Annotated in this window: 10 protein-coding genes; 2 read left to right on the top strand and 8 right to left on the bottom strand. The window is 70.8% G+C overall.

The genetic code is table 11. The annotated features are described in order from the left end of the window. Nucleotides 1-18: 18 nt before the first annotated feature. The 6 genes from Saso_RS38330 to Saso_RS20295 form a co-directional block, all read right to left on the bottom strand. The gene (locus Saso_RS38330; RefSeq protein ID WP_229901488.1) at nucleotides 19-201 is read right to left on the bottom strand and encodes a hypothetical protein; all 183 of its coding nucleotides are present in this window, start codon (nucleotides 199-201) and stop codon (nucleotides 19-21) included. Between the two features lie 127 nt (nucleotides 202-328). Continuing rightward, on the bottom strand, nucleotides 329-1,279 hold the full coding sequence (locus Saso_RS20275) for an alpha/beta fold hydrolase (protein ID WP_189927002.1): 951 nt from the start codon (nucleotides 1,277-1,279) through the stop codon (nucleotides 329-331). After that, nucleotides 1,276-1,764, bottom strand: a complete 489-nt coding sequence (locus Saso_RS20280) for a phage holin family protein (RefSeq protein WP_189927001.1) — start codon at nucleotides 1,762-1,764, stop codon at nucleotides 1,276-1,278. Before Saso_RS20280 ends, Saso_RS20275 begins: the two co-directional genes overlap by 4 nt. A 138-nt stretch (nucleotides 1,765-1,902) precedes the next feature. Beyond that, entirely contained in the window at nucleotides 1,903-3,411 is a 1,509-nt protein-coding gene (gene nhaA / locus Saso_RS20285) for a Na+/H+ antiporter NhaA (protein ID WP_189927000.1), read from the bottom strand. Between the two features lie 200 nt (nucleotides 3,412-3,611). Continuing rightward, nucleotides 3,612-5,570, bottom strand: coding sequence for an acetate--CoA ligase (acs, locus tag Saso_RS20290; protein ID WP_189926999.1), 1,959 nt, complete (start codon nucleotides 5,568-5,570; stop codon nucleotides 3,612-3,614). Nucleotides 5,571-5,865: 295 nt separating this feature from the next. Next, the gene (locus tag Saso_RS20295) at nucleotides 5,866-8,691 is read right to left on the bottom strand and encodes a SulP family inorganic anion transporter (RefSeq protein ID WP_189926998.1); all 2,826 of its coding nucleotides are present in this window, start codon (nucleotides 8,689-8,691) and stop codon (nucleotides 5,866-5,868) included. Nucleotides 8,692-9,026: 335 nt separating this feature from the next. Here Saso_RS20295 and Saso_RS20300 point away from each other — a divergent pair, with 335 nt between their 5' ends. Then, on the top strand, nucleotides 9,027-10,310 hold the full coding sequence (locus Saso_RS20300; protein WP_189926997.1) for a polysaccharide deacetylase family protein: 1,284 nt from the start codon (nucleotides 9,027-9,029) through the stop codon (nucleotides 10,308-10,310). A 95-nt stretch (nucleotides 10,311-10,405) separates the two neighbouring features. On the opposite strand, the gene Saso_RS20305 is transcribed toward Saso_RS20300, so the two are convergent. Then, nucleotides 10,406-11,386 carry an ATP-binding protein gene (locus Saso_RS20305; RefSeq protein ID WP_189926996.1) on the bottom strand — a complete coding sequence of 327 codons (981 nt, stop codon included), beginning with the start codon at nucleotides 11,384-11,386 and terminating at the stop codon, nucleotides 10,406-10,408. Nucleotides 11,387-11,487: 101 nt separating this feature from the next. On the opposite strand from Saso_RS20305, the gene Saso_RS20310 reads away from it, so the two are divergent. Further along, nucleotides 11,488-12,312 (top strand): Fic family protein, encoded by an 825-nt coding sequence (locus Saso_RS20310; protein WP_189926995.1) that lies wholly within the window; start codon nucleotides 11,488-11,490, stop codon nucleotides 12,310-12,312. Nucleotides 12,313-12,791: 479 nt separating this feature from the next. On the opposite strand, the gene Saso_RS20315 is transcribed toward Saso_RS20310, so the two are convergent. Further along, a complete protein-coding gene (locus Saso_RS20315) occupies nucleotides 12,792-13,625 on the bottom strand; it encodes an HAD family hydrolase (protein WP_189926994.1) in 834 nt (277 codons plus the stop codon). Nucleotides 13,626-13,948 lie beyond the last annotated feature (323 nt).

Genomic DNA, 13,948 nt, shown 5'->3' on the forward strand with positions numbered 1-13,948 from the left:
TTCAGGGGCGCCGGCGGGTCAGGGCCGCGGGTGACGCAAGCGGACCGAGACCCAGCGGGCCCGGCGGCGCAGGATGCGCGGAATGCCCACCCGGAGGTCGGAGCCCGGCAGTTGCGGGTCGGCACCTCGGCGGTGGAGGCTCGGGCCGTTGGCCGAGCGGCGGTTGCGTGCTGCGTCACTGTAGTCGTGCGTCCAGCCCATACCCCGACGTCTGCCCCTGCCCCAAGGTCGATAACCGCTCTCGGAGCGGCCAATTGGCCTATGCGCCGGGCATTTGGCTGTTCGTAGTACAGACGTTCAGGACCGGATACCGGGCGCGACGGGCCGGTCACCGATCGGGTTCGGGATCCTTCAGCCAGTTGACCAGTTCGGTGGAGAACGCGGCCGGATCCTCCTCGTGCGGGAAGTGTCCGAGTCCGTCGAACAGCCGCCAGCGGTACGGCGCTTCGACGTACTCCCCGGAGCCGGCCGCACTGCGGGTGCGCATCACCGGATCGAGGGAACCGTGCAGATGCAGCGTGGGCACGCGCACCGGGCGCTTCATGCGCCGGTAGAACTGCACACCGTCCGGCCGGGCCAGCGAGCGCACCAGCCAGCGGTACGGCTCGACGGCGCAGTGCGCGGTCGACGGGATGCACATGGCGCGCCGGTACGTCTCGACCGCCTCGTCCTCGGGCGGCCGGGGCCCGGACCAGTCCCTGATGAGCCGGCCCACCAGTTCGCCGTCGTCGGCGGTGAGCTGCCGCTCGGGGATCCACGGCCGCTGGAACCCCCAGATGTGGGAACCCGCCGCGGTCTGGCGGACGTCGGCCAGCATCGCCGAGCGCCAGCGCCGGGGGTGCGGCATCGAGGCGACGGCGAGTCTGCGCACCAGCTTGGGGCGCATCACTGCCGCCGTCCAGGCGAGGTAGCCGCCCAGGTCGTGGCCGACGAGCGCGGCGTCCGGCTCGCCCAGGGAGCGGATCACGCCGGTGATGTCGAGGGCGAGGTTGGCCGGGTCGTAGCCGCGGGGTGTGCGGTCGCTGCCGCCCACGCCCCGCAGGTCCATCGCGACGGCCCGGAAGCCCGCGTCGGCCAGGGCGACCAGCTGGTGCCGCCACGTCCACCAGAACTGCGGGAAGCCGTGGACGAGCATGACCAGCGGACCGTCGCCGAGCTCGGCGATGTGGAAGCGCGCGCCGTTCGCGGCGACCTCGCGGTGGGTGACCTTTACGCCGCAGACGGCGTCCGGTCGTACGACCGAAGCGGGCTGGGCCGAAGGGATGGCGGGGTCCGTCATGACGACGAGCGTGCCACAGCCTCGATGGCCTCCGGGACGCGGTCCTGCGGCAGCTCGGGCCGCGGGTGCGGCTTCGCGTTCTGCAGGACGCTCGCGGATTCCTTCATGGACGCGGCGACCTTCTGCGGGCCCTTGCCCCGCTGCGCCTTCTTCGCGAAGACCACGCCGATCAGCACGAGGACGAGCGCGATGAGCACGTTCGCCGCGAAGGACAGCAGGAAGCAGATCGCGAGGTTCCAGTCGCTCCAGGTCCGGATGCCGTACGCCAGGGCGAAGTTGAGCATCGGCAGGGAGAAGACCAGGAGCGCGCCGGCCGCGGAGAAGGCCCCGCCGCTCGTCGCCCCGCGCTTGACGTCCTGCTTCAGCTGCGCCTTCGCCAGCGCGATCTCGTCGTGCACCAGCGCCGACAATTCGGTCGTCGCCGAGGCGAACAGCTGGCCGATGCTGCGTTCGGCGCCGACCGGGCTGCCGTCGGGTGCGCTCATCGCGTTCTCCCTCTTCCTCTTCTGCTTCTACTGCCGCTGTCGCTGTTGCCACCGCTGTCGGTGCGGCTGCCGCCGGCTTCTTTTGTACCGTCCCGTCAGATCATGCCGGACGGTCGCCCTCCTCGCCCGTCCCGCCCGTCACTTCGGCAGGCCCGTGGCGCGTGTCTTCCCCTTTCCGGGCCTTACCGCGGCCTCTCCCGCGGTCGTCCCGGCGGCTTCTTCCCCCTCGGCGGCCGACGAGGCGTTCCGTCGGGCGTTCGCGTCGTCGTTCCCGCGGGCGAGTTCCTGGGCCCGGCGGCGGTGTTCGGCCGCCTTCGCGTCATGGATCTCCGCCATGCGCAGGTGGTACGCCGGGTCGTCCTCCTCGTAGACGTCCGGGACGCCGTCGAGGTCGTCGTCGCGCTCCTCGGCCTCCCACATCCGGCGGTACCGGGCGTTGCGCAGCTTCAGCAGGACCGTCGCGAAGCTCGCGGCGATCAGCGAGCCCAGCAGGACGGAGGCCTTGACCTCGTCGGTCATGAGCGCGTCGCCCTCGAAGGCGAGTTCCCCGATCAGGAGCGAGACGGTGAAGCCGATGCCGGCGAGGGCGGCGACGGCGAACACGTCCGCCCAGGCGAGGTCCTCGCTCAGCGAGGCACGGGTGAACCGGGCGGTCAGCCAGGTCCCGCCGAAGATGCCGACGGTCTTGCCGACGACGAGACCGAGGACCACCCCCAGGGTCTCCGGCTTCGCGAACACATCCCCGAGTGCGCCGCCCGAGAGCGTCACACCGGCGCTGAACAGGGCGAACAGCGGGACCGCGAGTCCGGCGGAGAGCGGTCGCACAAGGTGCTCGATCCGCTCGCCGGGCGAGTGCTCCTCGCCCTCGCGCGTCGTGCAGCGCAGCATCAGGCCCATCGCGACGCCGGCGATCGTGGCGTGGACCCCGCTGTTGTACATCAACCCCCAGATCACGAGCGCGAGGGGCACGTAGACGTACCAGCCGCGCACGTTCTTGCGCAGCAGCAGCCAGAACACCAGCAGGCCGAGGGCCGCGCCGCCCAGCGCCAGGAAGTCGATGGTGCCGGTGAAGAAGACGGCGATGATGAGGATCGCGAACAGGTCGTCGACGACGGCGAGGGTGAGCAGGAAGGCGCGCAGCGCGCTCGGCAGCGAGGTGCCGATGACGGCGAGCACGGCGAGCGCGAACGCGATGTCGGTGGCCGTCGGGACGGCCCAGCCGTCGAAGGCGCCACCGCCGGTGAGGGTGGTGAGCGTGTACACGAGCGCCGGTACGGCCATCCCGCACAGCGCGGCCACGACGGGAAGCGCGGCGGCCCTCGGGTCCTTGAGGTCACCGGCGACGAGTTCCCGTTTGAGTTCGATGCCGGCGACGAAGAAGAAGACCGCGAGCAGGCCGTCGGCCGCCCAGTGCGCGACGGAGAGATCGAGGCCCAGGGCCGCGGGGCCGAAGCGGTAGTGGCTGACGCTCTCGTAGCTGTCGTGCAGCGCCGGGACGTTCGCCCAGATCAGCGCGACCACGGCGGCGACGAGCAGCAGTACGCCGCCGACGGTCTCGGTGCGCAGCGCCTCCGCGAGGAAGTTCCGCTCGGGCAGCGACAGACGCCCGAAGATCCTGTGCGAAGTGGTGGTGCGGGGCGCGGTCACGGGGGAGACCTCCGGTCGGTGGGCAGGACGGAGCACATGCCGACCAGACTTCCCGGCGCACCTGAGGTTGCTGCGTGTGTTTTGTTTAGTTTACCTAAGGTGCGGCGGAGGCGGGACCGGTCGTCCCGCCGTGCTGCCCACGATAGATGCGACGAGGGCACCCGGCGCGCCCACCGCCGGGTGCCCTCGTCGACCTGCCCCTAGTCCTCGCTGGGCGCGGCCGGGAGCTTCGCCTGGATGAGGTCCATGACGGAGGAGTCGGTCAGGGTCGTGACGTCTCCGAGTTCCCGCCGCTCGGCGATGTCCCGCAGCAGCCGGCGCATGATCTTCCCGGAACGGGTCTTGGGCAGCTCCGTGACGGGGTGGATCTGCTTCGGCTTGGCGATCGGGCCGAGCGTGCTGCCGACGTGGTTGCGCAGGTCGGCGACCAGCTGCGCGTCGTCGGCGTCGGCCGTGCCGCGCAGGATGACGAAGGCGACGATGGCCTGCCCGGTGGTCTCGTCCTTAGCTCCGACGACGGCCGCCTCGGCGACCGACGGGTGGGACACGAGCGCCGACTCGACCTCCGTGGTGGAGATGTTGTGGCCCGACACGAGCATCACGTCGTCGACGCGGCCGAGGAGCCAGACGTCACCGTCGTCGTCCTTCTTCGCGCCGTCGCCGGCGAAGTACTTGCCCTCGAAGCGCGACCAGTAGGTGTCGAGGAAACGCTGGTCGTCGCCCCAGATGGTGCGCAGCATCGACGGCCACGGCTCGGTGAGGACCAGATAGCCGCCGCCGCCGTTCGGGACCTCGTTGGCCTCGTCGTCGACGACGGTCGCGGAGATGCCGGGGAGCGGGGTCTGCGCGGAGCCGGGCTTGGTCGCGGTGACGCCCGGCAGCGGCGAGATCATCATCGCGCCGGTCTCGGTCTGCCACCAGGTGTCGACGATCGGCGTGCGGTCCGCGCCGATGTGCTTGCGGTACCAGATCCAGGCCTCGGGGTTGATCGGCTCACCGACCGAGCCGAGCACGCGCAGGCTGCCGAGATCGAACTTCGCGGGGATGTCGTCGCCCCACTTCATGAACGTGCGGATGGCGGTCGGCGCCGTGTACAGGATCGTCACCCCGTACTTCTGCACGATCTCCCAGAAGCGGCCCTGGTGCGGGGTGTCGGGGGTGCCCTCGTACATGACCTGCGTCGCGCCGTTGGCCAGGGGGCCGTACACGATGTACGAGTGGCCGGTGACCCAGCCGACGTCGGCCGTGCACCAGTAGACGTCGGTCTCCGGCTTGAGGTCGAAGACCGCGTGGTGCGTGTAGGCGGTCTGCGTGAGGTAGCCGCCGGAGGTGTGCAGGATGCCCTTCGGCTTACCCGTGGTGCCGGAGGTGTAGAGGATGAACAGCGGGTGCTCGGCCTCGAACGCCTCGGGCGTGTGCTCCGCCGGCTGCCGCTCGACGATCTCGTGCCACCACACGTCGCGTTCGTCGTTCCAGGCGACGTCCTGGCCCGTGCGCCGGACGACGAGCACGTGCTCGACGTTCCCGGCCCGGTCGGCCGCGTCGTCGACGGCCGGCTTCAGCGCGGACGGCTTGCCGCGCCGGTAGCCGCCGTCGGACGTGATGACGACCTTGGCGTCCGCGTCCTGGATGCGGGTGGCCAGCGCGTCCGCCGAGAAGCCGCCGAACACCACGGAGTGCGCCGCGCCGATCCGGGCGCAGGCCAGCATGGCGACCGCCGTCTCCGGGATCATCGGCATGTAGACGGCGACCCGGTCGCCCTTGCGGACCCCCAGCTCCAGCAGGGCGTTGGCGGCCTTCGACACCTCGTCCTTGAGCTCGGCGTAGGTGATGGCGCGGCTGTCGCCGGGCTCGCCCTCGAAGTGGATGGCGACCCGGTCCCCGAGCCCGGCCTCGACGTGCCGGTCGACGCAGTTGTAGGCGACGTTGAGTTCGCCGTCCTTGAACCACTTCGCGAACGGCGGGTTCGACCAGTCCAGCGTCTCGGTCGGCTCCTTGGCCCAGGTCAGCCGGCGGGCCTGCTCGGCCCAGAAACCGAGCCTGTCAGCCTTGGCCTGCTCGTACGCCTCCGCCGTGACGTTGGCGGCGGCCGCCAGATCCGCGGGCGGCGCGAACCTGCGCTCTTCCTTGAGCAGGTTGGCCAAGGATTCGTTGCTCACGACATCTCCCTCTCGAAGGGTGTCCGTGTCCGTTGTGTCCCAGGCCACAGCTCATCAGACCCAGGGGTCCGGTGACAAGGGCCGACGGAAAATTGGTTTAGACCTTTCGAGGGCGCGCTTCCGCTGCACTCCCGTGCGGGAGGGCGCGGGCGCAGCCATGAGCTGTCGGGGGTGCAGGTGGCTGCGGGTGGGCCTGCCGCTCATCCGTACCCACGGACGAGCGGCAGGCGGAGTTCAGCCGGTGTAACGCCTTTCACATCCGCGGCCTCCGGGTGGGCGGAAGGCCGCGGACGGCTCAGGCCGACAGGTTCGCCGTCCCGACGTGGCCGAAGAGGGCGTCGTCACCCTCCGGCGATCCGGAGAGCAGGTAGGTCTGTGCCTCACCCACGTGGAAGTACAGACCGTGCAGTTCGAGCGCCCCGCTCCGCAGGGCCCGCGCCACCGACTCGTGGGCCCGGAGGTGCTCCAACTGCTGCACCACGTTGGTCAGACAGAGCTGCTCGACCGCGTCCGCCGCTGCCCGACCGGCGAGCCGGGCCGGTGCACGGTCGTCGTCGGCCATCCGCTCCAGGCTCGGCACCCCGTGTCGCAGCCACCGCTGCAACGGGGTCCGCGCACCGCCCGGTTCGGAGTCGAGCAGCGCCTGCATGGCGCCGCATCCGGAGTGCCCGCACACCGTGATGGACCGTACGTGCAGCACCTCCACCGCGTACTCGATCGCGGCGGCCACGGAGTCGTCCCCGCTCTCCTCGCCGGGCGCCGGCACGAGGTTGCCCACGTTGCGCACGACGAACAGGTCTCCCGGACCACTGGATGTGATCATCGACGTGACCAGGCGTGAGTCGGCGCAGGTGAGGAAGAGCTGGGTCGGCCGCTGGCCCTCCCGGGCCAACCGCGCCAGCTCACCCCGCACCAGCGGCGCGGTGTTGCGCTGGAACGCGCTGATGCCACGGACCAGCTGATGCCCACCCGGCTCGACGGGCCGCCGGACCGGTCGGTCCGGTCGGGTCGGCTGGTCCGGCCGCCGTGACGGGCCCGGCCGGTCCGGCTGCTGCTCCGGCTGAGCTGTTCGGTTCGGCCGGAGCGGTGGGGCCGGTCGTTCCGGTTGGTCGGCTCGGTGAGGGCGCTCAGGTCGCTCCTGTTGTTCAGGCCGCTCAGGTCGCTGGGGCCGGTCGTTTTCCTCCGGGGCGTCGGGGTGACCCGGTCGCGTCCGCTCTTCGGCCTCGCCGGGCTTTCCCGGCGCCGCTGACCGTGCCGGTCCTGTCGTCTCCTTCCGCCGAGCTGTTCCGGGCGGCTCGGTCGCCGCATATGTCTCTCGTGGGACTTCGCACCGGTGGTTGCGCCACGGCGTCCAGGGCCTGCACCGGCAGTCGGCGATCGGAACCTCTGCGGCGGGCGCGTGGGCGTGGTCGAGGTCTCGTCCGAGGGCCCGTGGGGCTGTCGGTTCCGGTCCCGTGTTCGCGCGCCGGTCGCGCCCGTCGGCCGGCCCGGTGCTGCCGTCGGGGTCAGCGTCGGCGTCGAGGTCCGGTCCGACGCCGGCTGCCGTGTCGAGTGCCGTGTCCAGTGCCGTGCCGGAGCGGCGGCCGGTCAGCTCGACGGTGCCGCCCTGCGCGGTGTGCGTCTTCTGCCAGTCCTGCAAGGACTCGTACGCGGCGTGGTCCATGAAGGAGCCGGTCAACTCGACCACCGCGTGCGTGCCGTGCGGTACGAGGTGCAGGATGCGGCTGAGCCGCGGTACGGCGAGGAACGTCAACTGGCCTCTGACGTGGACGTGATGGACTCCTTCCCTCTCGTGGTGCGTGATGCGGGTGCGGGCGAGGCGGTGCAGGGCGACGGCCACGGCGACGGCGATGCCGAGCGTCACGCCCTCCAGGACGCCCATGAGGACCACGCCGAGGGTGGTGACGACGTACACCAGCACCTCTCGGTGGCGGGTCACCGTGCGAATGTGGTGCAGGGACACCATCTGGATGCCGACGGCCATCACCAGGGCGGCGAGTGAGGCGAGCGGGATGAGATCCAGGATCGGGACCATCAGCAGCGCGGCGACTACTACGAGAACGCCGTGCAGCATCGTGGAGTTCCGGCTCACGGCCCCGGCTCGCACATTCGCCGAACTGCGTACGGCGACCCCTGCCACCGGCAGTCCGCCGAGGGCCCCGGAGACGATGTTGGCCGCGCCCTGGCCCAGGAGCTCCCGGTTCAGGTCGGCACGGCCGACCCGGCCGGCGGGCGGGCCGAGCGGGCCCGGGCGTCCGCTGGTCAGTTTGTCGACGGCGACGGCGCCGAGCAGCGACTGCACACTGCACACCATCGTGGTGGTGAGGACGGCGGCGACGAGCCCGAGCACCGGCCCCTCGGGCAGCCCGGCCAGGGCGTGACTGCTCCAGGACGGCAGATCCACCTTCGGCAGGGTGAGACCGGCGAGCGCGGCGGTGGCGGTGGCGCCGGTGACGGCGACGAGCGCGGCGGGCACCTTGTTCAGCAGGCGGCCCGCCCGGCCGGGGAGACGCGGCCAGAGCAGCAGCAGCGTCAGGGTCAGCGTGCTCATGGCCAGGGCCGCGGGTTGCAGCGCGGCCATTTGGGCGGGCAGGGCGCGCAGGTTGTCGAGGACCGAACTCTGCGGGTTACCGCCGAGGACCACGTGCAGTTGGGCGACGGCGATGGTGACGCCGATGCCGGCGAGCATGCCGTGCACGATGGCGGGGCTGACGGCGAGGGCGGTGCGCGCGACCCGCAGGGAGCCGAGACCCAGTTGGGCCAGTCCGGCGAGGACGGTGATGGCGCAGGTCGTCCGCCAGCCGTAGCGCTGGATGAGGTCGGCGGTGACCACGGTCAGGCCGGCCGCCGGGCCGCTGACCTGGAGCGGGGCGCCGCCGATCCAGCCGGCGACGATCCCGCCCACGGCCGCGGCGACCAGGCCGGCCTGGAGGGGCGCTCCGGTGGCGAGGGCGATGCCGAGGGAGAGCGGCAATGCGATCAGGAAGACCGCGATGGAAGCGGACACGTCGGCGCCGGCGATGCCGAAGCGGCGACGCGGTGCCGGTGGCGGGCTGTGGGGCTGGTGGGCGTGCTCGGTGGACGTCGAGTGGGCGGTACGGGTGGGGGCGCAGGCGGACATGTTTCCCGTCTCCTCCGGGGCAGCGCGGTCGCGGAACAGGTGGTCCCCCGATCGGTGCGGGGGTGGTCGCGGCCGTGGGTCACGGCGTGCAGCGGCGGGATGAAATCAACGCTCGGTAAACAGATCGTAATGCAGAGTAAAGGTCACGCCTGGATTTTTGCGGCAAATGGGGCAGCTAATCATCCAAGGGAGTGAAGCGGTCTTTTCATCGGCTTGTCGTACTAATTCCTTCCCGGCTCCGTGCGACCTTGACGGCGCCGCCGGCTCGTCCCGGCGCGTCACCGAAGAACGCCATCGTCGGCGTTGGCCGAGAGAAGGAAGAAGGTGGGCGGAAGATGGCCGCCACCCAGAGGATCGCCGCGGGCGCAGTGGTCGCCGCGGCTGTCGCAGCATCACTCGCCGGATGTGCCACGGGAACCGGGGGCTCCGGCGGCGCCGAGGAGGGCGTCCCGGGTCCGCAGAAGGTGAAACCGGCTCCGGCCGTCCCCAAGAGCGCGGTCCGCCTGATCGGCGACGGCTCCACCGCGTACACGGGAGCACAGCCCCACCTGCCCCGGCCCGAACGGCTGAAGCCGGGCCAGAAGCCGCCGCAGTTCGTGGTCTTCTCCTGGGACGGCGCCGGTGAGGACAGCCAGCGCCTGTTCTCCCACTTCCGCAAGGTCTCCAAGGCCAACCACGCCACGATGACCTACTTCCTGAGCGGCGTGTACATGCTGCCCGAGGCGAAGGCCGACCTCTACAGACCGCCGCAGCACTCACCGGGCCGCAGCGACATCGGCTTCAACGACGAGCGGGGCATCGCCGACACCGTGGAGCAGCTGCGCATGGCGTGGCTGGAGGGCAACGAGATCGGCACCCACTTCAACGGCCACTTCTGCGGGAAGGACGGCGGCGTCGGCCAGTGGTCGGTCGAGGAGTGGAAGGACGAGATCGCCCAGGCCAAGCAGTTCGTGCGGACCTGGAAGACCAACACCGGCATGAAGAACGCGGCGCCGCTGCCCTTCGACTACGACAAGGAGCTCATCGGCGCCCGCACCCCGTGTCTGGAGGGCCAGAAGAACTTCATGAAGGCCGCCCGCGAGCTGGGCTTCCGCTACGACACCAGCGGCGTCAACAACCAGGTGTGGCCCGGCAAGAAGGAGGGCCTGTGGGACCTGTCCATGCAGCTCGTGCCCTTCCCCGGGCACCACTACGAGCAGCTCACCATGGACTACAACTTCATGGTCAACCAGTCCGGCACCAAGACGCAGGGCGACCCCGACAAGCAGGAGTTCTGGGGCGACCAGATGCGTGACGGTCTGCTCGCGGGCTTCCACCGGGCCTACGACGGCAACCGCGCGCCACTGATCATCGGCAACCACTTCGAGTCCTGGAACGGCGGCGTGTACATGCGGGCCGTCGAGGAGGTCGTCGAGAACGTCTGCAACAAGCCGGACGTGCGCTGCGTGTCCTTCCGGCAGCTCGCCGACTGGCTGGACGCACAGGACCCGCAGACCCTGGCCACGCTGCGCACCCTGGACGTGGGCGAGGCCCCCAAGCCCGGCTGGGCCTCCTTCCTGCACGGCGGCCCCGCCCCGGCGCCCAAGGGAGTCCCCGGGGCCCCGGCCGTCAGGCGGTAGACGCCCGCGTCGGCAGGCGTCGTCACCGGGAGACGACGCCTGCCGAGCGGGCACGAACGCGGGACGCCGTAGGGGGAGCCGTTCCCGGCGAGCGCTCAGACCGTGGCCGCGAGGGTTTCGCCGAGGACGAATCCGGGGTCGATCTGCGCGGCGAGATCGGTCCCGGTGCGTTCGTTGCCCCAGGCCTCGGCGTTGCGCAGGTGGAAGTGCGCCATCTGCCGGGTGTATCGCTCCCAGTCGCGCCGGTCGTACGCGGCGTCGGCCGTCTTCCTCAGCAGCCGGAGGGCCTGGCGGTTGGTGTCCTCCAGCAGCTCGAACCGGGGCGGCCTGCCCTTCTCCATGGCGCGCACCCAGTCCGAGTGCCCGACGGTCACGAGCAGGTCGTCCCCGGCCTCCGCGCGCAGGAAGTCGAGGTCGTCCTGGCCCTGCACCTTGTTGCCGACGACCTTCAGTTGGACGCCGAAGTCGCGGGCGTACTCCTTGTACTGGCGGTAGACGGAGACTCCCTTCCGGGTCGGTTCGGCGACGAGGAACGTGAGGTCGAAGCGGGTGAACAAGCCGGAGGCGAAGGAGTCCGAGCCCGCGGTCATGTCGACCACCACGTACTCGTCACGGCCGTCCACCAGGTGGTTCAGGTACAGCTCCACCGCCCCGGTCTTGGAGTGGTAGCAGGAGACTCCGAGGTCGGCGTCGGTGAAGGGGCCCGTGACCATCAAACGGACGGCGCCGCCGTCGAGTTCCACCGGCCGGGCGCAGGCGTCGTACACCGGGTTGTCCCCGCGCACCCGCAGAAGCCGGGAGCCCTCGCCGGGCGGGGTCGTCTTGATCATCGTCTCGGCCGAGGCGACCCGCGGGTTGGAGCCGCGCAGGAAGTCCTTGATCAGCGGCAGCCGGTCGCCCATCGCGGGGAGGGCGGCGGCCTCCGCCTCGTCGAGGCCGAGCGCCGGCCCCAAGTGCTGGTTGATGTCCGCGTCGACCGCGATCACGGGAGCTCCGCCGGCGACGAGGTGGCGGACGAACAAGGAGGACAGGGTGGTCTTGCCGCTGCCACCCTTGCCGACGAAAGCAATTTTCATGTTCACCAAGCGTAGTGCGGCAATGGCTGTGCGTGACAGGCAGGCGTGAAGAAGACCACTCCTTCGTGGGGTGCGCGCGCGGGTTGCGTAGTGTCGTACTCATGAGTACGACTGGCGCGTCCGCCGATCCGCTTGCGGCCCTGGGCTCCCTGCCCGGTGTGGCCGAGTCCGTGGAGTCCATGCGCAAGTCCGTGGACCGGGTCTATGGGCACCGCGTCATGCGGCGCCGCAGCACCGAGATCACCTCGGAGGCCGCGCTGCGCGGCGCGCGGGGCTCGGCGGCCCTGTCCGGAGCGGACTGGGCGCTGGAGGAGGTCCGCAGGCGCACCGACTTCGGTGCCGACGACGAGGCACGTGTCATGGGTGCCGCGCTGCGGCTGTCCGCCGAGGCGGGCCAGCTGCTCTCCATCTGGCGGCAGTCGCCGCTGCGCGTGCTGGCGCGGCTGCACCTGGTGGCCGCGGCGACCAACGGCGACGAGGTCGGACGGCCGCGACAGGCCGGCGAGGCCGTCGACGAACCGCTGATCGAACTGCCGTTGCCGGCCGCCGACGAGGTGGCGGGCCGGCTCGAGGGACTGTCTGAGCTGATCATCGCGGGCGGGTCCGCGCCGGCCCTGGTGACCGCCTCCGTCGTGCACGGCGAACTGCTGGCCCTGCGCCCCTTCACCTCGCACAACGGCCTGGTCGCGCGGGCCGCCGAACGGATCGTGCTGATCGGCAGCGGCCTCGACCCGAAGTCGGTGTGCCCGGCCGAGGTGGGGCACGCCGAACTCGGACGGGCGGCCTACACGGCGGCCCTCGACGGCTACGTCTCCGGCACCCCCGAAGGGATGGCGGCCTGGATCACCCACTGCGGAAGGGCCGTCGAACTGGGCGCGCGCGAGTCGACGGCGGTCTGCGAGGCGCTCCAGCGCGGCGCGGCGTAGCGGGGCGCGCACGCACGCGTGGGGCGGGCGCGAGCACGGGCCCCTGGCTCTGGCTCGAACTCGTGCTCGGAGGCTCGGGGCTCGGGGCTCGGGGCTCGGGGAAGTCTCGCGCGAAGGCCCGGAAAAGGGTTGCGGCGGTACGGAATCCGTACCGCCGCTGGCATGCTCACCCGGTTACCAAGCGTCCTCGATATATGCCCATCAGGCCGGGAGCTTTGCCCGTCACCTGGTGCGGCTGGCCCGTAATCGACGGGTCGACGTCGCGTGGGTGCCCAGTGGTCATGCGCGGTCCGTGGGGCCGAATGCGTTATTAAGGTGATCCTCTCGGATGTCCTTGGTCTCGCGGGCCGTTAAGTCCTTTGTACTCCAGGTCCCGGACAAGCGGAAGTGCCGGCATCGCTTCTTTGCTTTTTGCTCCCAAAGAGGTTTTAAACGGGCGGCGCCCGGTGCCGGTGGCCGTCCCGCGCGCGGGGCGCGCCTCAGACCGTCGCCGCCCGGCGTCGGTTCGCGTACCAGACCAGGCCGGCGGTGGCCGCCGCCGCTCCTATGGCCGCGGCCGCGACGAGCGCGGGGCGGGGCGGTACGGAGAACGTGGCGATCCGCTGCTTGAGACGCACCGGCCGGTGGAAGTCGAGAATCGGCCACCCGCGCGCGACGGCCTCGCGCCGCAGGGCCCGGTCCGGGTTCACGGCGTGCGGGTTGCCCACGGTCTCCAGCATCGGCAGATCGGTCGCCGAGTCGCTGTAGGCGTAGCAGCGCGCGAGGTCGTAGCCCTCGGACTCGGCCAGCTCCTTGATCGCTTCCGCTTTCGTCGGGCCGTACGCGTAGTACTCCACCTCGCCGGTGAAGCAGCCGTCCTCGCCCACGACCATCCGGGTGGCGACCACGCGGTCCGCTCCGAGCAGTTCGCCGATCGGCTCCACCACCTCGGCGCCCGAGGTGGACACGATCACCACGTCGCGGCCGGCCGTGTGGTGCTCCTCGATCAGGGACGCCGCCTCGTCGTAGATCAACGGGTCGATGAGGTCGTGAAGGGTCTCGGCGACGATCTCCTTCACCTGACGGACGTTCCACCCCCGTACGAGAGCGGACAGGTACTCGCGCGTCCGCTCCATCTGGTCGTGGTCCATACCGCCGACGAGGAAGACGAACTGGGCGTATGCGGTCCGCAGGGCAGCCCTGCGGTTGATCAGACCGCCTTGGTAGAAGGACTTGCTGAAGGTGAGCGTGCTCGACTTCGCAATGACCGTCTTGTCCAGGTCAAAGAAGGCCGCTGTGCGGGGCAAGGAGTGGTTTTCCACAAGCATGAGCATAGGGGCAGCTCATTCGGCGTAAGGTGGGCGCGTGGGTTTGCCTGAGAAGGCTCTCGGGTACACCATGGAAGTCACGGATCGTTCGCGACCGTGCTAACGCGGTCCGGCTCCTCCCCCCCCCGAGTCGGCCGTGAAGGCGACCCCCGCTCTCCCCCCCGGCGGGGGTCGTCGCATGTCCGGGTGGGTTTTCCCTTTCTGTACGCGGTCGTGGCACCGCATCCGGGCGGCTGCGGCCGCCTCTTCGGTATGCCCCGCGTCCGTCACGGTGCGTAGTCGTCGGACTCCTCTGCGGAAGTCGCACAGCAGATGGTGCAGGGGTCACC

It is taken from the genome of Streptomyces asoensis, assembly GCF_016860545.1.
Lineage (GTDB): Bacteria > Actinomycetota > Actinomycetes > Streptomycetales > Streptomycetaceae > Streptomyces > Streptomyces asoensis.

Bases quoted from the DNA above. Each gene is read 5' to 3' on its own strand.
- Saso_RS38330 (WP_229901488.1), bottom strand. From the start codon at position 201: ATGGGCTGGACGCACGACTACAGTGACGCAGCACGCAACCGCCGCTCG.
- Saso_RS20275 (WP_189927002.1), bottom strand. From the start codon at position 1,279: ATGACGGACCCCGCCATCCCTTCGGCCCAGCCCGCTTCGGTCGTACGA.
- Saso_RS20280 (WP_189927001.1), bottom strand. From the start codon at position 1,764: ATGAGCGCACCCGACGGCAGCCCGGTCGGCGCCGAACGCAGCATCGGC.
- Saso_RS20295 (WP_189926998.1), bottom strand. From the start codon at position 8,691: ATGTCCGCCTGCGCCCCCACCCGTACCGCCCACTCGACGTCCACCGAG.
- Saso_RS20300 (WP_189926997.1), top strand. From the start codon at position 9,027: ATGGCCGCCACCCAGAGGATCGCCGCGGGCGCAGTGGTCGCCGCGGCT.
- Saso_RS20305 (WP_189926996.1), bottom strand. From the start codon at position 11,386: ATGAAAATTGCTTTCGTCGGCAAGGGTGGCAGCGGCAAGACCACCCTG.
- Saso_RS20310 (WP_189926995.1), top strand. From the start codon at position 11,488: ATGAGTACGACTGGCGCGTCCGCCGATCCGCTTGCGGCCCTGGGCTCC.
- Saso_RS20315 (WP_189926994.1), bottom strand. From the start codon at position 13,625: ATGCTCATGCTTGTGGAAAACCACTCCTTGCCCCGCACAGCGGCCTTC.